13 protein-coding genes and 1 pseudogene are annotated in these 24,374 nt (G+C 55.0%); 9 read left to right on the top strand and 5 right to left on the bottom strand.

Annotated elements, in window-relative coordinates; all coding sequences use genetic code 11:
• Positions 1-111 precede the first annotated feature (111 nt).
• The 3 genes from FLM52_10910 (at position 112) to FLM52_10900 (ending at position 2,260) form a co-directional block, all read left to right on the top strand.
• Positions 112-1,176, top strand: a complete 1,065-nt coding sequence (locus FLM52_10910; protein ID NVN56295.1) for a hypothetical protein — start codon at positions 112-114, stop codon at positions 1,174-1,176.
• Between the two features lie 320 nt (positions 1,177-1,496).
• Positions 1,497-1,844, top strand: coding sequence for a glycosyltransferase (locus FLM52_10905; protein ID NVN56294.1), 348 nt, complete (start codon positions 1,497-1,499; stop codon positions 1,842-1,844).
• On the top strand, positions 1,826-2,260 hold the full coding sequence (locus FLM52_10900) for a glycosyltransferase (GenBank protein NVN56293.1): 435 nt from the start codon (positions 1,826-1,828) through the stop codon (positions 2,258-2,260). Before FLM52_10905 ends, FLM52_10900 begins: the two co-directional genes overlap by 19 nt.
• Positions 2,261-3,350: 1,090 nt before the next feature.
• Here the strand turns inward: FLM52_10900 and FLM52_10895 are convergent.
• Positions 3,351-4,487: pseudogene (locus tag FLM52_10895) on the bottom strand (IS3 family transposase).
• A gap of 241 nt (positions 4,488-4,728) precedes the next feature.
• On the opposite strand from FLM52_10895, the gene FLM52_10890 reads away from it, so the two are divergent.
• From FLM52_10890 to FLM52_10865, 6 genes are all read left to right on the top strand, one after another.
• On the top strand, positions 4,729-5,796 hold the full coding sequence (locus FLM52_10890; protein ID NVN56292.1) for a glycosyltransferase: 1,068 nt from the start codon (positions 4,729-4,731) through the stop codon (positions 5,794-5,796).
• Positions 5,797-5,801: 5 nt separating this feature from the next.
• Entirely contained in the window at positions 5,802-6,923 is a 1,122-nt protein-coding gene (locus FLM52_10885; GenBank protein ID NVN56291.1) for a glycosyltransferase family 4 protein, read from the top strand.
• A 2-nt stretch (positions 6,924-6,925) separates the two neighbouring features.
• Positions 6,926-7,933 carry an NAD-dependent epimerase gene (locus FLM52_10880; protein ID NVN56290.1) on the top strand — a complete coding sequence of 336 codons (1,008 nt, stop codon included), beginning with the start codon at positions 6,926-6,928 and terminating at the stop codon, positions 7,931-7,933.
• 268 nt (positions 7,934-8,201) lie between these two features.
• Complete coding sequence (locus FLM52_10875) at positions 8,202-9,368, top strand: nucleotide sugar dehydrogenase (protein ID NVN56289.1); 1,167 nt, start codon at positions 8,202-8,204, stop codon at positions 9,366-9,368.
• Positions 9,369-10,080: 712 nt separating this feature from the next.
• Positions 10,081-10,956: an O-antigen ligase family protein gene (locus FLM52_10870; GenBank protein ID NVN56288.1), complete on the top strand. Its 876-nt coding sequence runs from the start codon at positions 10,081-10,083 to the stop codon at positions 10,954-10,956.
• Positions 10,957-11,165: 209 nt separating this feature from the next.
• Positions 11,166-11,816 (top strand): DsbA family oxidoreductase, encoded by a 651-nt coding sequence (locus tag FLM52_10865; GenBank protein NVN56287.1) that lies wholly within the window; start codon positions 11,166-11,168, stop codon positions 11,814-11,816.
• A 192-nt stretch (positions 11,817-12,008) separates the two neighbouring features.
• On the opposite strand, the gene FLM52_10860 is transcribed toward FLM52_10865, so the two are convergent.
• The 4 genes from FLM52_10860 to FLM52_10845 form a co-directional block, all read right to left on the bottom strand.
• On the bottom strand, positions 12,009-13,346 hold the full coding sequence (locus FLM52_10860; protein ID NVN56286.1) for an aminotransferase class I/II-fold pyridoxal phosphate-dependent enzyme: 1,338 nt from the start codon (positions 13,344-13,346) through the stop codon (positions 12,009-12,011).
• Between the two features lie 322 nt (positions 13,347-13,668).
• Positions 13,669-14,007, bottom strand: a complete 339-nt coding sequence (locus tag FLM52_10855; protein NVN56285.1) for a hypothetical protein — start codon at positions 14,005-14,007, stop codon at positions 13,669-13,671.
• Positions 14,008-14,275: 268 nt separating this feature from the next.
• Entirely contained in the window at positions 14,276-22,420 is an 8,145-nt protein-coding gene (locus FLM52_10850; GenBank protein ID NVN56284.1) for an SDR family NAD(P)-dependent oxidoreductase, read from the bottom strand.
• Positions 22,417-24,168 (bottom strand): LTA synthase family protein, encoded by a 1,752-nt coding sequence (locus FLM52_10845; protein ID NVN56283.1) that lies wholly within the window; start codon positions 24,166-24,168, stop codon positions 22,417-22,419. Before FLM52_10845 ends, FLM52_10850 begins: the two co-directional genes overlap by 4 nt.
• Positions 24,169-24,374 lie beyond the last annotated feature (206 nt).

The following is a 24,374-nucleotide window of genomic DNA, read 5'->3' as shown; positions in this document are numbered from 1 at the left end:
TGATCTTAACTTCAACAGAATACGCTAGTGAATAAATTTTAATTTTCAAGAATATTAGTCTTTTTTAGGCTATTTTTCTTAAGAAGTTATAAACTAAATAGAGAATCTACTATGTTTCAAGAATCAACCCCTCTGTATGCATCTTCAAATGATAAACGATCAGTGTGCGTAGCATGCTATGTGTTTGGAAGCTATGAAGTATTTATACCTTTTTATATATACTCTGTTTTAAAGTCTTATCCTAACTATAGTTGTTATGTTTTTGTAGATGATCCTCTATCTCATAATGTACTTCAAGCATTAGAAATAATAGAAGCTGAAATATCTAATAATTTTAAAATTATCGAATTAAATTCAGACGATCTTCCAACATCAACCGAAGTGCTTTCAAAATCGAAATATCCTCATGCCAAGCCCGCACTAAGATGGTTTATAAATGAGAATTACTTCCAGGGATTTGATTACGTCTATATAGGAGATATAGACTTTTTTATAGTACCTGAAAAGCCCGCTTTATCGCAGCAGCATATCGATTCTATGAAGTTAACAGGTTTACCTTTTAGTAATGCTGTAAGAAAAGAGGATCGGTTGACTGGGCTCCATTTTTTTGAAACAGATATATACTTCAGTAAAATAAAGTCGCACTGTTATTTTTATGATAGTGCTAAGTTAGAAACTGAATTTGATGAGTTCGATAAAGTAGGTGTGGATGAAAGGGTTCTATATAAAATATTGGATGAATCATTTAACGAGAATATACGAGAGAAACTAACTAATTTTAGACCTTACCATGGTTTTCATTTGGCCGCACTTAGATCACCATTAAGTTTACTCAAGGAAGATACTCGCCACGGGTCTAAGAAAGCTAAGAATTCTCATAATACTTATAATAGAAATACTCTCCTAAAAGCTGTTAAGTCACTTTATATTGATGATCCGATATTCTGGAAAATCAAAAAAGTTAATAGCCATATTAGTGTTTCAAGATTAGCTATATTGGCTAAACCAAAATTAAGGTATTACCAAAAACTATTCCCTATCTATATTAAAGAATGTTTAGTAGAAGTTATTAATAAAGTACGTAAAAATTTAACTAATGCTTCACAGAAAACTGATTTGAGTATATGTAGTATTTCTACAACAATCAAAGTGAGTGTAATAAATGTGTCAAAGTAAGAAAATTACTTTTATTGTGTCGAATATGAGAGCTGGTGGAGCTCAAAGAGTAATACTAAATCTTGCTATAGCTGCTACCAAATTAGATAAATATCAAGTAGAAGTAGTTCTATTTCAAAAAAAGGTATGTTTTTAGATGAATTAATAAAAAAAGGGATTAAAGTAATTAATTTTAAACACTAAGGCTTCGCTTAGTGTTTACAAAATACTAAATATATATAAAGAGAATAAGCCTGATGTAATGATATCGACTCTAATACATATAAATATAGCAGTAGTTAGCTTGGTTATTAGCAGGTGGTAAGCATACCGGAACTAAATTGTTCGTAAGAGAGGCTAACGTATTAGTACCAAGAAAAGCGTACTTTTTCGATAAGGTTTTGTTAAATTTAGCTAAATTTATATATGGAAGATGTACCGGCTTAATTGCTAACTCAAAAGACACTTTGATGTCTTTGCATAAGGTTGGAATTAATAATAGTAGTTCCACTATAATTTCTAACCCTGTCTTTTTCAAAGAAGACGCTGATAAATATTACTTAAAAAATAAAATAAAAAAATCCGATAGTGTAATAAAAGTAGTGGCTATTGGTCGTTTGCATGAGCAGAAAGATTTTAAGACTCTTTTAAAGGCAATTAGTATTGTGGATTGGATACCCATGATATAAATTTAACAATTTTAGGAAAAGGTCAACAAGAATCAGAGTTAAAAGAATATGCTAAACATTTAAAAATTGAGGAAAAAGTAACTTTTGTAGAGGAAAATAAAGAGCCTTTATCACTAATATTCAAGCATGATATATTTGTATTGTCGTCTATATATGAAGGTTTTGGTAATGTTCTTGTAGAAGCTATGGCTGTAGGTTGTCCAGTTGTATCTACTAAATGTGCAGGCGGCCCGGTGGAAATATTGGATAACGGTAACTATGGCCCATTAGTCGATATACAAAATCCACAACAACTTAGCCAGGCTATAATTGAAGTATATACGCTGCCTATTGACAGGCAAAAATTAATTTCAAGATCTATGCAATATGAAGTAGAGTACATCTCAAAGCAATATATTGATTTTTTCAAATTATAAATCTGAGGCAGTAACTTAAATGAATGTTGGTTCTCATTATATTTGGAAATTAGCCAGTTTATTATTTGCTTTATTGTATGCTTTTATTTTTTCTGTCTACCTATAGATGCGTTTACGATAGGGTGAATTATCTTTTTATGCTGAGAATTCTTATAATATATTCTTCTTGGTTATATGCTCAAATGGTTTCTTAAGCTTATTAACAAACGAACCAATATGGTTGCTAGTTAATGTATCTTTATCATCTTTTTAAACCAGGGGTACACCCTTAGAGTCATCATATTTTTCTCTGCTTTTTTAAGTTCATATGTGGTTTTGATAACAGAAAAAAAAATACTTTATCTTGTTAATTGTATTTTGCTAATGCCTCAAGTTGTAAAAAATAACATAGTTCACCTTAGACAAGGTTTAGCTATAGCACTTTTCTTGGATTTCTATTTTTGCTTTAACAAAGACAAGTCTATCTATCTAATTCTAATTACACCATTTGTACCTCCTCCTTTTTTTTCATAGTATTCTTTATATACATAACTGAAGCATTTCGCTACTTCAGAGCTTCGTACGGGATAAAAGTTATTTTGTTTTTCATAATATCAGTCTCGCTATCTATCTTAAGCTTATGGCTAGCTAGCAAATTAGGAGCTAGACAAGGTGAGCGTTATGAATTACAAATGACTCATGCCAGTGGATTAGGACTTGTATTTTGGTCTATGTGTCTATTGATTTTCTTATCCCAAGGGAGTGAATATATAAAAATAATAGTTTAGCCACATATATACTAGTATTTTATACTTCAACCTATTTGCTATTTCCTGTATCAGCTAGGATATTTGAAAGTGCAATACTGATAGTCCTGCTCTCTGGATTAAAGCTAAGGAATAGTAGGTTTTTAATTTTTATAAGCATGATAGCTGTTCTCTTCTTTATTCAGTGGACAGACAGATTAGGTGAGCCAGGCTTTGGGTGGGGTAGAGGTATAGATTATTGGTCTTAATCTCTAGGCTATTATAAATTGAGCAATACTGAAGTGGACCCCATCCATTGGACCACCTGACGGGTCGTCTAAGCTCGGATCAGGTCATCATCGGCGTCAGGCCGCCTGGGTCAGTGGTTGAGAGAAGTACACTTCATCAGGTGTAGCATCGTCTAGCCCTTGGTGGGGCCGCTCCGTGTTGTACCAAGCGAAGTAACGCTTCAGATCCCTTCGCAAGTGGGCGCCGCTCTCGAAAGCCTTCAGGTAAACGCACTCATACTTCACACTGCGCCAGAGTCGTTCCACGAATATGTTGTCCTGATAGCGTCCCTTGCCGTCCATGCTGATCCGGACATCATGGGCTTCCAGAACTTCGGTGAACGACTGGCTGGTGAACTGACAGCCTTGATCTGTATTGAATATCTCGGGCTTTCCATAGCACGCCAGGGCTTCCTCCAAAGCATCGATACAGAAGTCTGTATCCAGGGTGTTGGAGACCCGCCAGGCCAACACGCGACGGCTGTGCCAGTCCATGATGGCCACCAGGTACATGAACCCGCGCCAAAGGAATATAGGTGATATCAGTCGCCCATACCTGATTGGGACGGTCGATGACTCGCCCTCGCAGCAAGTAAGGATAGATCCGATGTCCGTGCCTGGCCGACTGGTGCATGGCTTCGGATAAATAGCCTGTCAGCCCCATCCCGCGCATCAGTCGCTGAACGCGCTTGCGGCTCACTGCCGTGTCCCAGGCGATTGAGGTAGGCTGACATCCGTCGTGAGCCATAGACCGGTGTGCGCAGATGTTCCGCGTCGATCGAACGCATTAGCTCAGAATCCATAGGCCCGTAGCGCCTTGCGCTGATAGTACATCGAGAAGCGACTGATACCGAGTAGCTGGCACTGACGCCGGAGGCTGATGTCGGGCGCCTGCGGCTCGACCAAGTGCCACGCGCTGGGCCCGGCTCAACGACCGAGCCCGCGTGACAAAAAATCCCGTTCCACCGTCAGCTTGCCGATCTCGCGGTAGAGTGTATCGATCTCCTCCTGGGTCTTCTGGGCGGTTTTTCCGGAACTCTTGCTCTCGAAGACGCCGGTGGCGTTGTCCAGCAGTTCGCGTTTCCACTGACTCACCATGGTGGGGTGGATCTCGAAGTGGGCCGCGATCTCCGACGTGGACTGTTCTCCCTTGAGGGCGGCGAGGGCTACCTTGGCTTTGAACTCACCGCTGTACTGTCGACGTTTCCTGCTCATGATCAAGCTCTCCTGGTCGGTCTGATCAGAGCTTAGCGCCTGGTCCGCATTACGGGGACCACTTCAATAGAAAGCTAAGTTTATTTAATATGGCTATATTGATGTTGATAGAATATAAAAACTTTTTATTGCACTATAAACCAGATAATTTGCTCTATGATGTCTATAATTTTTATTTATAATCATATCCTTGTGATAACATAAGACAAATCCTCTAGCATCTAACTGGAAAGGGTTATATATGAAGATTAGTTTCTTTATTGGTGTAATGCACACTGGTGGGGCCGAAAGGCAGCTCATTTATGTGGCTAATAATTTAGCTGAATTAGGACATAACGTCAAAATAGTAACTCTTAAAAATGGACAAGCATATGAGAGTTTATTGTCATCCGAAGTTCAAGTCGTTAATCTTTCTTCTACTTCTTCATTGTCCGGAATAATAAAGACGTATTCGTACTTTCGTAAAAATAAGTCGGATTTAATTGTCTGCTTTTTATATCATGCTACCTTGATCGGAAGAATACTTGGGACAGTTCTACGGATACCTGTAATAACATCTTATAGAAATACAAGTTATGGTGGTTATTGGAGAGATGTCATTATTCGGTTGACCTCATTACTTGACACCAAAACATTATCTAATTCCCAAAAAGCTGAAGAACGTTTGTGCTTGAAATGTTTGAATAAGTCTGTTGATGTTATTCCTAATTATTTTTTTCCAGATAATTTGGGTTGTGCATTAACTCATAAGCAGGACAAATCTAGTTTTGATTGGTGCTATGTGGGTAGATTAGCGCCACAAAAAAATCTCGAACAATTGTTATATGCCTTTAAGGAATTTTGTAATTCTGGTACAGCTAATACGAAATTGTATATCTTGGGTAGTGGTCCAGAAGAAGATAAATTAAAAAAATTGTCAGCTAAATTAAACTTAGAAGATAAGTTGGTGTTCTTAGGACACTCTTATGATGTTAGAACTACTTTCGAAAAATCTGACGCTTTTATTTTACCATCTTTAAGAGAAGGTATGCCTAATGCGTTAATGGAGGCAATGTACTTCGGTCTACCCTCTGTAGTTACTCCTGCTGGGGCTACGCCAGAGATGATTCAGGATGGTGCTAATGGTTATGTTTCGAATGGGTTTAGCTATAAACATATAGCAGACTCTATGTTAAAACTCTATTCTTTGGACGACAATGCCAGGAAGTCTATGGGTTCTTTGGCGCAGCAATATATAAAATTTAACTGCAGCACGAGTCATATTACCAGTCTATGGAATAATATAATTATAAATATCTCGAAAGGTTAAAGTTAATGTCAAAGTTGACTCGTGTGTTTTTTATAGGTAATAGTGCTTGGTATTTAGAGAATTTCAGAAGTTCTACTATCAAAACTTTTTCAGATAAATTTTCTGTAAGTTGTTTAGCACCTAAGGATGATAATGGGATTCCTAGTTACTCAGAGTCCGCGCAAGTTATTAATGTATATTTAAACCCCACTAGTAAAAACGCTATTAAAGAGATTTGCTCATTAGTATCTATTTTTTTTATATTAATCATAAAGCGGCCCGCCGTCGTATATTCGTTTAATCCTAAAACCAATCTTTATTCTTTGATTAGTTGCTGGGTATTACGCATACCTTGTATACCGAATGTCTCTGGAGTTGGCCAAGCTTCACAGCTTGGTGGTGTCCTTGGGAAAATATACAGTAAGCTTATTGGTTTTTTTTATAAGCGAGCTAATCATGTTTTCTTTCAGAATAAAGAAGATTATCAATGTTATATTGACTCAGGATATTCAGATCCGTGTTGCTCTGAAGTTTTACCTGGTTCGGGCGTAGATTTGAAAAAATTCTGTCCAACTTATAAAGCTAGCGGTATTACTTTTTTAATGGCTGCAAGACTAATATATCCTAAAGGAATTGCAGAGTTTGTTGAATCATCTAAGCTATTAGCTCCACATCATTCTTCAAGCTACTTTAGGTTAGCCGGAGTTGAGGATAATTCACAACGTTCTATATGTAAAAAAATTATCGCTGAATTTACTGCAATCGACAGAGCAGCTTTTCTTGGTCATGTAAAAAATATGCCAAACCTTTTAAAAAGTGTTGATTGCGTAGTTCTTCCCTCATACTATCCAGAAGGAACTCCACGTAGCCTATTAGAGGCTGCCGCTGCCGGAAAAGTTATTATTACTACTGACACCCCTGGTTGTCGTGATGTTGTCATCGAAGGTGTCAATGGTTTCCTCGTGCCTCCCCGTGATACAGAAGCTCTGAAAGAAGCCATGGAAAAGGTCATCAATCTTTCAGATGAAAAGCTGGCAGAGATGCAGGCCAACTCCAGGAAGTTGGCTGAAGAGAAATTTGACGAACAATACGTGATTCAGCGTTATCTTGATGTTGCTGAAGAAATACTTGCCAAGAAGAGTAAATAATAATGTCAGTATTGGTTACTGGAGCTGCAGGCTTCATTGGTGCAGAAGTCAGCAAGCGACTGCTGGAAGCAGGAAAAAATGTCATTGGTATTGATTCTCTCAATGATTACTACGATGTCTCGCTGAAAGAGGCTCGCCTCGAGCGCATTCAGCAGTCTTCTGAATTTACGTTTCTGAAGCTTGATCTTGCAGATCGTGATGCAGTAGAGAAAGTCTTTGCTGACAACGAGATTTCTCATGTCATTCATTTGGCCGCTCAAGCAGGGGTACGCTATTCGCTGGAAAACCCGCATGCCTATGCGGATGCCAATATGCTGGGTTTCTTGAACATCCTGGAAGGCTGCCGTCATCACAGGATTGAGCATCTGGTCTATGCCTCTTCCAGCTCTGTTTACGGATTGAATGCCAAGGTTCCGTTCTCTACCAAGGACGGTGTTGATCACCCGGTCAGCTTGTATGCGGCGAGCAAGAAATCCAATGAATTGATGGCACATACTTACTCACATCTATACGATATCCCGACTACTGGCCTACGCTTCTTTACCGTATATGGCCCATGGGGTCGCCCAGATATGGCTATGTACAAGTTCACCAAGGCCATTTTCGAAGGCAAGTCCATCGATGTGTATAACCACGGCGATCTATCGCGTGATTTCACTTACATTGACGATATCGTTGAGGGGATCATTCGCATCAAGGATGTCGTCCCGCAGGCTGGTCAGAAATCGGCAGCGGAGGGCCTTGCTCCGGATGAAAGTCCTGCACCCTATGCTCTCTACAATATCGGTAATGGTAGCCCGGTTCAGCTGATGGACTTCATCAGTGCCGTTGAGAAAGCCACGGGTATTGAGGCCAAGAAAAACTATATGGATATGCAGCCAGGGGATGTGTCTCAGACCTGGGCGGATACTGAAGATTTCTTTGCCGCGACTGGCTATCGTCCGCAAGTCGGGGTAGAAGAAGGGGCTCGCCGTTTTGTGGAGTGGTACCGCAAGTACTTTTCCAACTAGTAGGGTTGCGCTGCTCGTTACCTAATCCAGATGTCATCTTTATAGTCAGGTTTTCATTTGTATTGTTCAGTGGCTATCGTTATATCAGTTGAGATTCACTGATAGCTCTTGGCAGTACATGACTGTGCTGATGTTGATATCAGATTGCTCAAGCAGGATGGCGGTGATTCAACTTGGCTTTCCCTCAAGGAACTTCAGCGCCTGCCAGCAGTCTGATGTCTTCAGTATTTTTAGCTTTTCGTTACGGTAAACACAGGAAATATTTGAAATGAAAATTGCCATCGCAGGCACCGGCTATGTCGGTCTTTCCAACGCCATGCTGCTTTCTCAGCATCATGAAGTCGTCGCGTTGGATATCGTGCCGGAGAAGGTGGAAGGCCTGAACCGTGGTATCTCGCCTATCGTCGATAACGAGATCCATGAGTTTCTGGCACGTGGAGATCTGAATTTCCGCGCTACCCTCGACAAGGAAGTGGCCTACCGCGATGCCGATTTCGTGATTATCGCCACGCCGACGGATTACGATGCGACCACCAACTATTTCAATACCAGGAGTGTTGAAGCGGTGATTCAGGATGTGCGCGACATCAATCCTGACGCGGTGATGGTGATCAAATCCACAGTACCTGTGGGCTATACGGCTGAGGCGCGTGAGCGTTTCCAGACACAGAATCTGATGTTCTCGCCGGAATTCCTGCGCGAAGGCAAGGCGCTGTACGACAACCTGCATCCGTCTCGCATCATCGTCGGTGAGCGCTCCGAGCGTGCCGAGGTGTTCGCTGGTTTGCTCAAGGAAGGCGCGATCAAGCAGGGTGTTGATGTGCTCTTCACCGACAGCACCGAGGCGGAAGCCATCAAGCTGTTCGCCAATACCTACCTGGCGATGCGCGTTGCCTACTTCAATGAGCTGGATACCTACGCCGAGTCACATGGCCTGGATGCCAAGCAGATCATCGAAGGTGTGGGGCTGGACCCGCGCATCGGGCAGCACTACCACAACCCGTCATTCGGGTATGGGGGCTACTGTCTGCCGAAGGATACCAAGCAGTTGTTGGCCAATTATCAGGAAGTGCCCAACAACATGATCCAGGCCATCGTCGATGCCAACACCACGCGCAAGGATTTCATCGCGGAATCCGTGCTCAAGCGCGACCCGCAGGTGGTGGGGGTATATCGCCTGGTGATGAAGTCCGGTTCTGACAACTTCCGCGCCAGTGCCATGCAGGGTGTGATGAAGCGCATCAAGGCCAAGGGCGTGGAAGTGGTGGTATACGAGCCGGTGCTGGAAGAAGACACCTTCTTCGGTTCACGCGTCATGCGTGATCTTGAGGCATTCAAGCAGGAAGCAGATGTCATCCTGAGCAATCGCATGGCGGAAGAGCTCGCTGATGTGGTCGACAAGGTCTACACCCGCGATCTGTTCGGCAACGATTGATCCAGAGTTCTGTTTCTTGATCAAAACTCAAACGCCGCATCCTCGTGATGCGGCGTTTTCATATGGGCTCACAGGGAACGGGATAGAGGGAGCAGGTGGTGACTTTCATGCTGCGCGCCTGATGCCAAGGAGGAGAGCAGTTGTGTCAGGCTATCCCGCTCATCAAGCTCACGATGGCGCTTTCCCGTATTCGATTGAGTTGCCCGTATCACCGTTCACATCGTCATCTTTGAATCAGGAAGGCCAGGTATGCCGTCATTCGCTTCTGCTGCGCGCTCGGATTCATCCGGTGTTTCTCAGTATTTTTCACCTATGATCTCGCGCGCCGTTTCCTGCAGTGTCTTCCTGTTCGGCTTGCTCAGCCTGGTGATGCCTTCTGGCTATAGCTTGGGACCGGCGTTGCTGGTGTTGATCAGTGGCTATTGCTTGCTGCGAGAGCCGCGCGCGCTGTTGGGGGCCGCCCACAAGGAAGACCTGGCAGTGATTGGCGTGGTGGCAGGACTCGCTGCCCTGTTGCTGGTGAGCATCTTGCTGCAGGGGGATGCGTGGCAGACGACAGGCGTGCCGATTCGTTTGTTGTTGGCTGTGCCCGTGCTGTTGCTGGTGTTGTCGTGCCCGCCATCGCACGGGGCCATGTGGAGCGGGCTGATCCTCGGTAGTGTGCTGACCGGCAGCTGGGCGATGTGGCAGAAGCTGGTGTGGGGCGTGCATCGTGCGGGGGGGCTTCACCAATACCATCAACTTCGGCGATATCTGCATGTTGATGGGGCTGATGTGTCTGGCAGGCCTTGGCTGGGCAATGAGTCAGGCGGGAGCTCGGCGGCGCTATTGGTTGCTGGCGCTGCTGATTGGCGGTGCGTTCGGCATCATCGGCTCCTTGATGTCGGGGACGCGCGGCGCTTGGATCGGCTTCCCGTTTGCCGCCTGGGTGCTGTATCGCAGTTATGGTGAGATGATCTCGCGGCGTGTGCTGTGGTTGGGCGTCTTCATGTGTGCCGGGGTGATCGCCTTGATGGTGATGACACAGGCGACCGGCGTTCAGCAACGTGTCGAAGCCGGTGTCTCGGATGTCACGAAGTACGTGGAAGACCGCAATGCCTGCACCTCGGCGGGGGCGCGCCTCGAGATGTGGCGGGGCGCCGTGCTGATGATTGCCGAGCAGCCGTGGCTAGGCAGAGGCGAGACAGGCTACACCGAGGCGCGTGATGCGATGATCGAGCAGGGCGAGCTGAGTCGCCATGTGCAGGAGTATTCGCATCCCCATAACGAGTTTCTCGATGCGTGGGTCAAGCGTGGGATCTTGGGGCTGCTTGCGTTGCTGGCCCTCTATCTGGTGCCGCTACGCCTCTTCTATCGCCGTCTGGACTGTGACGACCTGACATTGCGCTCACTGGCTGTCGCCGGGGTACTGCTGCCGCTGACCTTCCTCGATTTCGGCATGACCTGGGTGATGTTCTCCCAGGCCAGCGGCGTGATGATCTACGCCTACTGGTTGGCGATCGTCTGGGGCACGTTGCGCGCCCATGAGCGTCGCCTTGAGGCAGCGCCGCCCGCCGCTTGTGATAAAGCCCAAGCCAAGTATGGCTGATCGGGATGTTTGCATGGAATGTCAGACCTGAAGAGGCGACAGCGTTCAGCGCTTGGCGCTCTGGCGATTCGACACTCTGCCGCTTCGGCACTCTGGAGAGGCTTTGACCTGAGCACGCACGGGGTCTACAGTATGCGCAAATTTGAGCAGTCGCTCACGAATATTGACGAGCGGTAAGGCGCCTTGCCTCGCCGCTCAGGAGAATGGATATGCAAGACAAGCTCAAGATCGACATCGTCTCCGATGTGGTGTGCCCGTGGTGCATCATTGGCTACAAGCGCCTCGAGAGCGCCATTCAGTCACTGGGTCTGGAAGACAAGGTCGAGATCGAATGGCAGCCCTTCGAGCTGAACCCGGGCATGCCGGCCCATGGCGAGAACCTGCGCGCGCACTCTGAACGCAAGTACGGCACCACGCCCAAGGGCAGTGTCGAGGCGCGCCAGAACCTCGCCAACCTGGCGGCGGAGGAAGGGTTGGTCTTCAACTACTTCGACGACATGCGCATGGTCAATACCTTCGAGCTGCACGTGCTGCTCGAGTATGCCGCCGAGCAAGGCATGCAGCATGACCTGATGATGCAGTTCTTCGCGGACTTCTTCGCACTGCAGAAGGATATGTCGGACCGCGCCGTGATGGCGGACTCGCTGGCTGCGGTCGGGCTGGATGCCACGGAAAGTCTCGCGCAACTCGATGACGCCGAGGCACGTGAGCAGGTCGTCCAGCATGAGAACTACTGGAAGCAGATGGGGATCTCCAGCGTGCCGACCTTCGTCTTCAACCGCCGCAGTGCCCTGAGCGGTGCTCAGCCCAAGGAAGTGTTCGAGCAGGTGCTGAGCGAACTGATGGCAGAGCAGTCTTGAGCCACTGACATCTGGCTCCGCCACTGATTCTTGTCGTGATAAAAACGCGGCCCCGCTGAAAAGCAGGGCCGCGTTTTTCGTTGTGGGATGTCAGCAGCGAAGGCTGCGAAATCCCGATCAGCCTTGGCTCACGATTCTGACTTCCTGCGCTGACTTGTCACTCTGGTTCACACCTCTGGCTCATGAGTCTGGTCAAAGACCCGCCTTGATATTGCTCAGTTGCTGCATGAGCGTGTCGAGGACGGCGTCGACCTGCGCTTCGGTGTGCTCGCAGGAGAGGAAGAAGCGCAGCCGCGCGCTCTTCTCCGGCACGGCGGGGTGCAGGATGGGCTGGACGTTGAAGCCTGCCTCGAATAGCTGGTTGGAGAGGCGAGCGGCCACCAGCGAGCTGCCCAGAATCACCGGCACGACGGCAACGCCCAGGCTGTCGCCGACATCGAGTCCCAAGGCGCGGGCGCGCTTGAGGAAGTAGCCGGAGACGGCGTGCAGCCGGGCGATGCGCTGCCTGGCATCATCGCCCTGGAGCAGTTCGAGAATCTTCAGCGATGGGGCGGCGACCTGTGCTGGCATGCCCACCGAGTAGAGGAAGCCCGGCGCGAAGTAGCGCAGCATGCTGACCAATTCCTTGCAGCCGGCGATATAGCCGCCGCAGCCGGATAGCGTCTTGCTCATCGTGCCCATCCAGATATCGACGTCACGCGCAGCGATGTCGTAATGCTCCCTCAGGCCGAGACCGCGCTCGCCGAGCACGCCGAAGGAGTGCGCTTCGTCGACCATCAGCCAGCAGCGGTACTTCTGCTTGAGGGCGATCAGGCGCGGCAGGTCCGGCACGTCGCCGTCCATGCTGTAGAGGCCTTCGGTGACGATCAGCACGCGCTCGAACTTGCCCCGCTGGGCACGCAACAGCGCTTCCAGCGCGTCCGGGTCATTGTGCGCGAACGGCATGCGGCGGGCGCCGGACAGCTGGGCGCCGACCAGCGAGCTGTTGTGGATCCACTCGTCATGCAGGATCAGGTCCTTCGGGCCGAGCAGATAGCCCAGCGTGGAGACATTGGTGGCGTGGCCACTGACGAAGACCACCGCATCCTCGACGTCGTAGGTGCGCGCGACGGCGGCTTCCAGCTGCTGGTGGATCGGTCGCTCGCCGGAGACGGCGCGTGAGGCCGATACCGAGGTGCCATAGTGCGCGGCAGCGTCAGACGCGGCCTTGACCACTTCCGGATGGCGCGAGTAGTCGAGGTAGTTGTAGCTGGCGAAGTTGACCAGCTCACGCCCCTCGATACGCGTCGTGGCACCGGCGCAGCCTTCATGCACGCGAAAGAAGGGTTCCGGCACGCCAAAGGCGGCGCCGGCCTGCTGCATCATGCTGAGCTGCTGATAGCCCGGTTGGCGATCGAAGCGCACGAAGTCGTCGCTGATCTCCAGTGTCGGTGTCCTGGGGGCAAACACATCATTGTCAGCCTCGCCCGCCATGGCGGCGGTAGCTTGGGTGCGACGGGCACGCGCTTTGTCCAACAACTGTTGTTTCATGTCGCGGGGGTTGGGGCCGGAGGAGTGACGAGATGCCAAAGAGGAAGTCCTTGAAGTAGAAGCAGTCTTTTCCCCGATGATGAGTGTGCACGCGCAAGAGGGCAAGTCTTTGCAGGTGTGGGGACGAATCTCTCAGGCTTTCAGGAGGCGTCTTGTAGGCAAGCGTGCGAGTTCGTGAGTGCACTGAGATCATGCTGGTCGAAGAGGGGGACGGCACGGGGCGTTGCGCACACAATAATGCCCCTTATCGAGACTCGCATGCCTTTTCAATGCGTTAGCCGCTCGGTCTTCCCGCCTATCCCCCGAAACATCATGGAAAGAATCACGCATCAGGTGCCATGAAATCGTCAGGCAAGGGGGTGCGGGGGATATGGTCCCTGGCTTTTAGCCGAATGTGCATATCCAGCTCCTCACACTCTAGCCCCGGATGTTGTCGAATGTGCTCATCAATTAGCTGGATGATAAAGTCGGCATAGCGTACTGAGGCGAGCTCTACCGTCGACACTGTGCGGCCCATATGCTGGGCGATCACGAGATAGGTCGTGCTGTCGGTCTTGGCGAGCAGTAGGGTGAAACCCTCGGCGCTGGTCATGATCGACAGGGGAGCATGATCGTTGAGATCACGATGTACATTGACGGACAGGATGGTCATTTCGTCCATGAGGATTTTCTCCATCAACAATGAGAAGCCATCAAGTCGGCCATGGCTTGGGCGTTACCTGGTGAACAACCGAGTGCTCCATGTACTGCGATGACAGCTGAACGAACCTTGGTTTAGCTTATGCTAAAATTCAGCCGAAAGTATGGTTTCACTAGTTTCATTCGATGGCAAGTTCCATCCCGCATGATCTGCATCCCAGATCCCTGATAGAAAAAAGGCGAGAGCGGTAGTGTTACCCGCTCTCGCCCGTGACTTGATGCGTTTACGCTTATTTGCTTACGACGGCCGAGTCTTCTCCTTGAGTGATGGCGTCTCCACCATGCTGCTTCACCAGCTGTGCCATGGCCTGGTCTTCGGAGTTGCTTTCGGCTTCCTCGCCGTCGGCGTTGCCCATCTTGTGCATCAGGCGCTCCGCGAGGCGCCACAGGGTGGCGGCTTCGCTGATCATCATCACCGGAATGCTGATTCCCAGGCGTGCCTCGACTGCCGTCATCAGCTCGACCCCCATCAGCGAGTCGAAGCCCATGTCGTAGACGCTCTTGTTGACGTCGATGGCGCTGGCGTCGATCAACAGAATCTTGCTCAGCTCGCCCTTGAGAATCTCGACGATGGCGGTCTGCAGCGCTTCACCGCTCAAACCTGCCAGTGCGGCGGCGATATCATCCTGCTGCGCCTGGCTGTTGTCATCCTCACCGGCGCGGCGGGAAATTTCCTCGAAGCGTGGCGTGGCGGCGGTCGGCAGGAAGCGCGCAAGCGCGCCCCAGTCCAGTTCCAGCACGCCCAGTGAGCGGCCAGGCAGGCCGAGAGCCTGGGCGTTCTGATCTGCACTGATCATCTCGCCGAGACAGGCCAGCGCGTGGTCTGCCATCAGCGCATCACCGCCGAGACGATTCTTGAGTGCTTCGCGGGTCTTCTCGTTGCGTGCCAGGAAGCCGGCATCCTCGATCGCCCCCCAGCGGGCGCAGGTAGCGGGCAGGCCACGGGCACGACGGTTGGCGGCGAGGCCCTCCAGCCAGTGGTTGGCCGCCACGTAGACGCTCTGTCCCGGGTTGCCGAACAGGGTGGTGGCCGAGGAGTAGAGCACGAAGAAGTCCAGTGCATGTTCACCACTCAAACGATCCAGCAGACGCGCACCTTCCAGCTTCGGCGTCATCACGCGCTGGATGCGTTCGGCATCGAGGTGGCGAATCAGCGCGTCATCGATCACCGCGGCGGCATGAATGATGCCCTTGAGCGGGGCGATGCCATCATCTTCAGCGGACTTGCCGAAGCGTGCGAACACCTTGGATAACGCGGCTTCGTCGGCGACATCACAGGCCAGCGCATGCACGTTCACGCCTTGGGCCTTGAGACGCGCGACGCCTTGTTGCGCTTCTTCACTGGCCGCGCCGGAGCGTCCGAGCAGGACCAGCTCACGCGCGCCCTGTGCGGCCAGCCACTCGGCGCTGCGCAGGCCAAAGCCGCCCAGACCGCCGGTGACCAGATAGCTGCCCGCCGAGTCGATCGTCAGTGTCTTTTGATCGGCCGCGACCGTATCGGGCTGATGGGGCACTGCACTAGCTGTCTTCTCAGCGGCGTGTTCGGCAGTATGCTGAGTGACGACGACCTTGCCGATCTGGCGGGCCTGCTGCATGTAACGGAAGGCTTCTACCACCTGGCTGGCATCGAAGGTGGTGTAGGGCAGCGGCGCCAGGGTGCCATCCTCGAACAGCGCCATCATCTCGCGGAACAGGCGCGTGGTCAGGCCCGGGCATTCCTTCATCAGCTGATCGGAGTCGATGCCGAAGTAGCTCAAGTTGTTGCGGAACGGACGCAGCCCCATCGGGGTGTTCTCGTAGAAGTCGCGCTTGCCCAGCTCACAGAAACGCCCGAACGGCTTGAGTACGCGCAGGTTCTGGGCGATGGCTTCACCGGCCAGCGAATTGAGCACCACATCGACGCCACGTGCATCGACGGATGGGTCGCGCTGCTGGCGTGCAGCAAGATCGGCCAGGATATCCTCGGCGAAGCCATGGCTGCGCGAGTCATAGACGTTGTCGATGCCCATCAGCGCCAGGAAGTCACGCTTGGCGGGCGAACCGACGGTCGCGAACACCTCGGCGCCCAGCCACTCGGCGATCTGCAGCGCCGCGATGCCCACGCCGCCGGCGGCACCGTGAATCAGCACCTTCTCGCCTTCTTCCAAGCGCGCCAGATGCTTGAGCGCGTAGTAGACGGTGAAGAAGGTGGTTGGAATGGTCGCCGCGGCTTCCAGGCTGACGCCCTGAGGCACACGGGCCAGCGCGGTGTCGGCGATCACCAGACGATCGGAGAAGCTGGCCGGGCCGAAGCCGACCACGCGCTCACCGATCGTGAATTCGGCATTGGCGCCGGCCTGAGTGACGATGCCGGAGAACTCGAGTCCCAGGCTCGGGCCGGAGAAGCCGTGTTCGATGGCTTCATCCGACAGCAGGCCGAGAGTGTACATGACATCGCGGAAGTTGAGGCCGGTTGCCTCGACACGCACTTCGACTTCGCCGGCTGCCACGGCGGGCAATATGCGTGGCTGCCATTCCAGATTGCGCAATTGGCCGGGCTGGCTGAAGCCGAGGCTGACGCCGTGGCGCTGGGTTCCAGATGCCTGCAAGCGGGCATTCTCTGCGCCAGCGGCCTGCTGAGGCGCCGCCACCTGACGCAGGCGTGTCGCAAAGCGTGCGCCAGTGGCATCCAGCACCACTTCCTGCTCGTGATCCGGCGCTTCGAGTTCCTGCACCAGTGCTCCCATCAAGGCCGACATGCTGGCGGCGTCGTGCTCAAGCGTCGGCGTATCCAGCAGGCGAATGGCCAGCGACTGGCTCTCGTTGGCCAGGCTGCGCGCAAAGCCCCAGCCGGCCGCATCCGCCGGTGGCATCGCGGCGGGGGCGCCATCTGTCTGCCACAGCGTCGCCACGTCATGTGTCAGCACCCACAGGGTCGGGGCGAGACGGCTGTCATCCTGCTCCTGAGCGCTGTCAAAGGCCTGGGCAACCTGTGTCAGTAACTGTTGGCGTGCGCACTGGAGGGCGTTGGTGCTGTCCGTACCATTCTGCTCACCTGTCGCTGCAGCACTGGGCAGCGCGATCAGATGATCAACGTCGCCAAGCTGCTCGATCAATGCGGAGGCATCCACCGGCAGACTGGCTGACAGGCGCTGATGGCTGACCTGATGACCGCGCGCGGCCAGCGAGTCGCTCAAGCTTGTCAGCAGTGCCTGATTCGCCGGTGCCTGCGGGCTATCCAGCAACGCGATGGAGAGCGTGGCGGCCTGGCTTGCCACTGCTTCGCCTTCCACTGATTCACTCTCGATTGATTCACCTGCCGCCGTCTGGCCTTCAGCGGTTTTCGCAAGAGCCGCGAGCGGTGTCTGAGCGGCAAGCGTCGCGGACAGCCACCAGGCGCCTGATGTTTCAGTACCCTGATTATCGTTGGCTAGGCTATCGCTGGCAGGCGCTGGTGACTCGATGTCGAGACCCAGTTGGGTCAAGAGGCGCTGCCATTGCGCAATGCCCGGATGACTGCGCAGCTGCTCACCATCATCGAGGGCCAGAATCGGTCCGGCCCAGGCCGCCGGTTCACAGCCACACAGCAGCAGCTGCGCGCCGGGGGCCAGATTCGCGATCAGCGCCGTCAGCAGCTCGCGCGCCTGTGACGGTGCCTCGAAGTCCAGATGCACGATGGCGAGCTGAGTCTTGCCAGTCGCGGCGGTGTCCTGGAAGGCCTCGCCCGTGATCACGTCGATCAGCGGCAGGTCATCCTGCAGGCGGTTGGCTTCACTGAGGGCGCCGGTACTGGCGGCCACGAAGCGGTAATCCAGCGCTGCGTAGCGACCGTTGCGTGCATCCGCCTCGCGCAGTGTCGCGAGACGCTGGCCCAGCCAGGGGCCGCCGGCACCCAGCTCCAGCACATCGAGACGCTGGCCGGCAGGCAGAGTAGCAAGCGCGCTGCTGATGCGTTGATCGAGCTGTGCGCTCAACCACTGCCAGCCGGCATTGCCGACCGCCGTCTTGAGCAGCGTCGGGATCAGCGGCTGGCGCAGATATTCGAGCGCGGCACTGGCGTCCGTCGAGAGCAGCGCCTCGCGGTCTGCCACCACATCATCAGCGGTGCCGTCCAGCTGAGTCCCTTCTGACTGAGCGCCTTCTAACTGCCCGCCCATGGGCATGCCGCGATTGAGCCATTCATCCAGGTGCAGGTGCAGGCGACCGGCGGCATGCGTCAACGGGAACTGGCCCGGGTAGTCGCGTACCAGCAGCTGCCAGATGTCATTGGCGGCGGGCAGATCCAGCGAGTTGATCTGCCAGTCGCCGCTGTCGAGTGCTTCCGTCAGACCTTGTGACTCGGCCCAGTCGAGCAGAGCACGGCTGAACAGCGGACAACGGCGCTGCCAGCGCGACAGCGCCTCGTGATCGAGATGAGCCAGTTCCGGGTCGCCCGGCGCGGCGTGACGCAGCAGGGTCTCGTGGACGCTGGCGAGCATCAGGCTGTCGAGCAGCGGCTCCAGCTCATCGCGGAAGCACTGGCTGTCTGCCAGCGGATGAGTGGTGTCGTCACTGCAGACAAGCTCAGGCGCCATCGCCTCGGCGACCAGCGACTCCAGTGCCAGGGCGGCGGCAGGGCGCGGACTCAGCGGATGCGGTGCGGCAGTCAGTTCGATATCCAGGTAATCCAGATGTGCCGTGCCGTCACGTCCCAGGCGTACGGCGCGGAAGCGGGCCTCTTCGGCAACTGCCACGGCGCGGCCTTCGGCGTCGAACAGCTCGAAGTCGGCGCACAGGGAGTGCGGGCCACGCGAGCGCAGCACGACGCGCGCGGTGACGATCTGTGAGGCGCGTACCTGCTCACGCACCTGCAGGCGACCGACACGCACCGGCACGAAGGCCATGCCATTGCTGGCCGCCATCTGGCCCTTGAGTACGCCCAGCAGCGGAATGAACAGCTGGAAGGCGCTGTCGAGCACGCCGGGGTGCAGGTGGAAGTCGGCGTCCTGGCTGGCCATTTCCTCGGTCAGCGAGAAACGGGCCAGCACCTGCGGACGCGCAGTGCCTGGTGCGTGATGGTCGGCGCCCGCATCGACCCAGATCTGCTCGGCGGCGCGGAAGTGCGGGCCGTAATGCAGGCCGAGTTGTGCGGCAGCCGCCACGTGCTCATCGCGGCCGAAATCGGCGGCGCGACTCGGCATGACCGGGGCGGCTCGCTCAAGCAGGCGTCCACGCGTGGCGGTGAAGGCACGCGCCACGGCGTGCAGATTCCACTTGTCGGCATCTTCCGCGCGTGTCTCACGACTCTCCAGACGCATGGTGCCATTGGCGCTGTCCAGTGACAGGCGGGTCAGGCGCAGTGTGCTGTCATCGAGCAGCAGCGGGGCGCGAATCTCGAAGTCTTCCAGATCCAGTAAATCGGGCAGGCTGTCCGCATCGGCGCTGGCGGCCTGCCATTCGTGGGCGGCGGCCAGGCATTGCTCCAGATAGCCGGCCCCTGGGAAGACGGCACTCTCGCCGACCTGATGATCGGCCAGCCACGCGACCTTCTGGGTGTCGAGCTGGGCTTCCCAGGTCAGGCGTTGCTGGACGAGACGATAGCCGAGCAGCGGATGCACGTAATGACGATCCAGCAGACGCTGGCTTTCGCTGGTGGTCTGGATCCAGCACGGGATGCGTTGCCAAGGGTAGCTTGGCAGCTCGACGAACTGACCGGCGACCGGGAACAGGCCGGTGATGTCGACAGCGCCGGAGAGCAGCACGCGACCGCGCAGATGCTCCAGGGCATCTACCCCGGCATGGCGACGATCGAGACTGGCGAGCACCTGGCCGGTGGGCGCCTCGTCACTGCGCGCCTTGAGGATGTCGTTCAGGTAGCTGCGCAGGATCGGGTGCGCGCCGATCTCGATCAGCAGGCGATGACGGCCGAGGGTAGCGTTCTCTTCCGTCTCGGAATGCCAGTTGACCAGTGAGGTGACGGCGGCCTCGAACATGACCGGCTGACGAATGTTCTCCCACCAGTAGCGTGCGTCCAGCTGCTCGCCGGCAATGACGCTGCCGGTGACGGTAGAAATGAACGGGGTATGGGTGGCGCGGGGCGTCAGGCCGTCGAGGGATTCAAGCAGGCCGGACTTGATCGGGTCCATCGCCGGGCTGTGGAAGGCGTAATCCAGTCCCAGCACCCGTGCGAAGGTGCCCTGGGCGGAGAGCTCCTTGCTCAGCGCTTCCAGCAGCTCACGCTCGCCGGCCAGGGTGGTGCCGCGCGGGCCATTGATGCCAGCCAGTGACAGCGACGCCCATTGCGGCTGCTCCAGCCATTCGTGCATCTCGCACTCGCCGAGACCGACGGCCATCATCGCGCCGGTGCCACGGGTGCGCCCCTGGTGATAGCTGCGCTGGAAGATGACGCGGGTGGCCTGTTCGAGCGTCAGCGCGCCACTCGCCCAGGCGGCAGCGACTTCGCCGACACTGTGTCCGGTGACGGCGGCCGGGCGGATACCACGCTCGATCAGCCATTCGGTGACCGCGACCTGCAGCGCGAACAGCGCCGGCTGGGCGATCTCGGTGGCGTCCAGGCGGTTCTCGCCCTTCTCGCTCAGGCTGCCGTCCAGCTCCTTGAGCAGCTCGAAGCCATTGAAGTCGCGGAAGGCGGCGTCGAGGCGCTCGAGGCAGGCGCGCACGCTGGCGGATTCTTCCAGCAGGGCACGGCCCATGCCGGCCCACTGGCAGCCATTGCCGGAATACACGAACACCGGGCCGCGCTCCTGCACGGAAGTCGGGGCATTCGTCGTGGCACGCGGTGATGCATCATTGTCACTGGCGCTCGGTAATGCCGGCAGACGGTCCGCGAGGGTAATGCGCGGATGGTCGCCGAGATCGCCTTCACTGGCGAGGGCGTCAAGATCCTCAAGCAGGGTGGCGTAGGTGTCGGCACTGAGCAGGGCGCCATGCACATGGTGCTCGCGGCGGGCGGCCAGCTGCCAGGCGAGATCGTAGAGGCTGGGCGCCATGTCGTGGGCGGCGAGCTCACGCAGGTGCTCTTCCAGCTCCAGTGCGGATTGCTTGAGCGCCTGTGGGGAACGGGCGCTCAAGCGCAGCGGCGGCGTCTCCTCACCTTCAGTGTGCGGTTGCGCTACCGACTGTTCGGGAGCACTTTCCAGCAGCACGTGGGCATTGGCGCCACCGAAGCCGAAGGAGTTGACGCCGACGACCAGACGACCCTCCGCCTTGAGTTTGCGCGGCCGGGTGACGATATCCAGATTCCACTCGTCGGTGCGGATCTTAGGGTTCAGGCGCTGGATCTTGATTGTCGCGGGCACTTCACGGTGCGCGATCACGCCGAGTGCCTTGGCCAGGCCGGCCACGCCAGAGGCGGTTTCGAGGTGCCCCATGTTGCTCTTGATCGAGCCGATCGGCAGCGGACTGGTGCGCTTCTGGCCGATGGCAGCACCGATGGCGCGGGTTTCCAGCGGGTCACCGACCGCGGTACCGGTGCCGTGGGCCTCGAGGTAGTCGATCTCGTCCGGTTGAATGCCGGCCTGCTCGCAGGCCTGTTCCATCAGCTGGATCTGCGCCGCCGGGTTGGGCACGGTCAGGCCGGACTTGTAGCCGTCGGTATTGACTACGGAAGAGGCCACCACGGCGAGGATACGATCGCCATCGGCGATTGCCTGGTCGAGATCCTTGAGCAGGAAGACGCCGCCGCCTTCGGAGCGCGCGTAGCCGTCGCCGGCCTCATCGAATACCTGACAGCGGCCGGTCTTCGACAGCATCGTGGCCTTGGAGAAGATCAGGAAGCCGTACGGATGCAGGTGCAGGCTGATGCCGCCGGTCAGCGCCATGTCGGTCTCGCCGCTTCTGATCGACTGGCAAGCCTGATGGAAGGCGACCAGAGAGGAAGAGCAGGCGGTATCCAGCGACAGGCTCGGGCCGTGCAGGTCGAAGGCATACGACAGGCGATTCGAGGCCACGCTGGAGGTATTACCGGTGGCGGTATTCGGGCCGATGGCGCTCAGGTCATCCGCCATGCGATAGGAGTAATCCAGGCTCGCGATGCCCATGAAGACGCCACAGCGTGAGCCGCGCATCTTCTCGGCCGGGATGCCGGCGTGCTCGATGGCTTCCCAGCTCATCTCCAGCAGTATGCGTTGCTGAGGGTCCATGCTGGCGGCTTCGCGCGGGCTGATGCCGAAGAAGGCCGGGTCGAAGCCGGTGATGTCGCCCAGTGAGCCTGCGGCGAAGCTGTAGCTCATGCCCGGGGCTTTCTTGTCCGGGTGCGAGAGAGATTCCTTGCTCCAGCGGTCGTCGGCGACTTCGGTCACCATGTCCTTGCCGGCCAGGAGGTCGTCCCACAGGGTGGCCTGAGTGGTGCCGGGGAAACGGCTGGCTGCGCCGATGATGGCAACGCGTCGGGTCATGACAAGCTCCTGAACTTCTGAGTCACGGCACTGTGGCGAGCATGTTTCGCGGTCGCCTTCAGCAGCGCACTTCCTAATGTATCGATATTGATGACGCGCGGGTCGCCCTTGCGGCATTGCTCGTCAGTCTTGAAAGGCCCTTCGCAGTCGAGGACCCACTCCATCAGCTGCGGGTCCTTGTCGCGCACGGCCGCCATGGTCTGGCGGGCGGTGTCGTCGGACTCCGGCAGGGCGCTGGACCAGATGAAACTGTCGGTCACGCCATTGGGCTCGCCCAGGGTCGCATAGACCTCGGGCATGATCGGCACATGGTCTCCATAGAAACACAGCAGCCCGCCGCGCGGCAGTCGCGCCAGCGCGGTGGTGAGATGTTCGATCATCGCATCGGCATTCACCAGGTGGCGCAGATAGATGCCCAGTTCCTGACAGTTCTCCGGCAGGTCTCCGTCATACCACTCAGGCAGACGTGCGCTGTCGAAGGTTTCCAGGTGCAGCGGGCCGTGATTCTCCATGGTGATCACCTGGATGAACAACGGCGTGTCACCGGCTTCCAGCAGACAGTCTTCCACCTTGGCGGCTACGGCGGCATCGCTGATGTACTGGCCGCTCTTGTCGGCATCGCTGAAGTGGGCGATGTCGAGGAATTCATCGAAACCGAGCTGTTTCAGCACCTGATTGCGCAGATAGAAGCTGCCGGGATAGGGGTGGATGCACAGAGTGCGATAGCCCATTGCCTTGTAGCTGGCGGCCAGATTGGGCACGGCGCGACGCGCCAGCTGATGATAAGGGTTGAACTGGTGCACGCCGAGCTCCTCGGCGGTCAGGCCCGTCAGAAAGGCGGTCTCGGTGCGCACGGTATTGGCGCCCCACGCCGGCACGGCCAGACGACCACACGGCAGCCCCTGGGCCAGGGCGGTGAAGTGGCAGCGGTCCAGGTTCGGCAGCAGGTCGTCACGTACCCGGGGATAGACGCGGCGGGCATCGAAGAAGGACTCGCTCTGCACGCTGACCACATGGGGCAATGCCTTGGTGGCGTCCTCGTCATCGAGTTCGCGCAAGGTGGCGTCGAGTTCGCGCTGTGCCTCCTCCAACGGATTGCGCAGTGGCGTCAGCGGGCGACGCGCCAGCCGCGCATAGGCCAGCAGGTAGGCCACCATGCCCAGCTCACTAAGATCGAATTCGGGTACCAGAATCACCTTGCTGGCCAGACGATTTCCCAAGGCGTAGGTCAAGACGCTCGCGCCGATCAGAACGCTGATCAACGGCACCAGCCACACAGCGGCGTTGCCTGAGTAGGCGGCTGAGAAGCCCAGTGCGGGTTCGAGCCAGAGCCCCAGGCCGATCGCCAGCGCCCCTGCCGTGGTCGCGGCGATGGTCAGCCCGATGCCGAAGAAGGGGATATACAGGCGCGGGTGCTTGATGGCGTCGGTGAAGTACTCGAAGTCCTGGCTGAGGAAGGGTTCACGCAGCGACACGTACTTGGTGTGGCTGACCTGCAGCACCACCAGCCACAGCGCATTGACGACGATCAGCGAGAACCAGGGCCGCTGGGTGATCAAGGTGCACAGTGACCAGCTGGCGCACCAGTATCCGGCATGTGCCAGCCTGGCGCTGACGGGGCGACGCCAGAATGCGGCTGGCGGTGTCGTCATCTGTTTCAGCAGCAGATGCTCAAGCCCCAGCGTCAACCCGAGGCCGACCAGCAGTGGCCCGGCCATGAAAGACACAAACGCAATGACAAACTCCATGTAATGCCGACCTCGTTAGCCTCTGCCGTCGCAGGGGCTGTGTAGTGTCTGGTCGAGTACTCGACCCTAATCAAGATCCATGGCGACGAGGGGAGCGGTAACCCGGCCCCTCGCCGCAGTATTTTCAGGCGCTCTGGTGTCCAGATCCTGATCGTTCTAGCGTGTTCAACTGTCGCTATGGCGTTGCCGTCACTGTCTTTCCCATC

The sequence above is a fragment of the bacterium Scap17 genome, assembly GCA_013376735.1.
Lineage (GTDB): Bacteria > Pseudomonadota > Gammaproteobacteria > Pseudomonadales > Halomonadaceae > Cobetia.
This window is presented reverse-complemented; position numbering and strand designations above follow the sequence as displayed.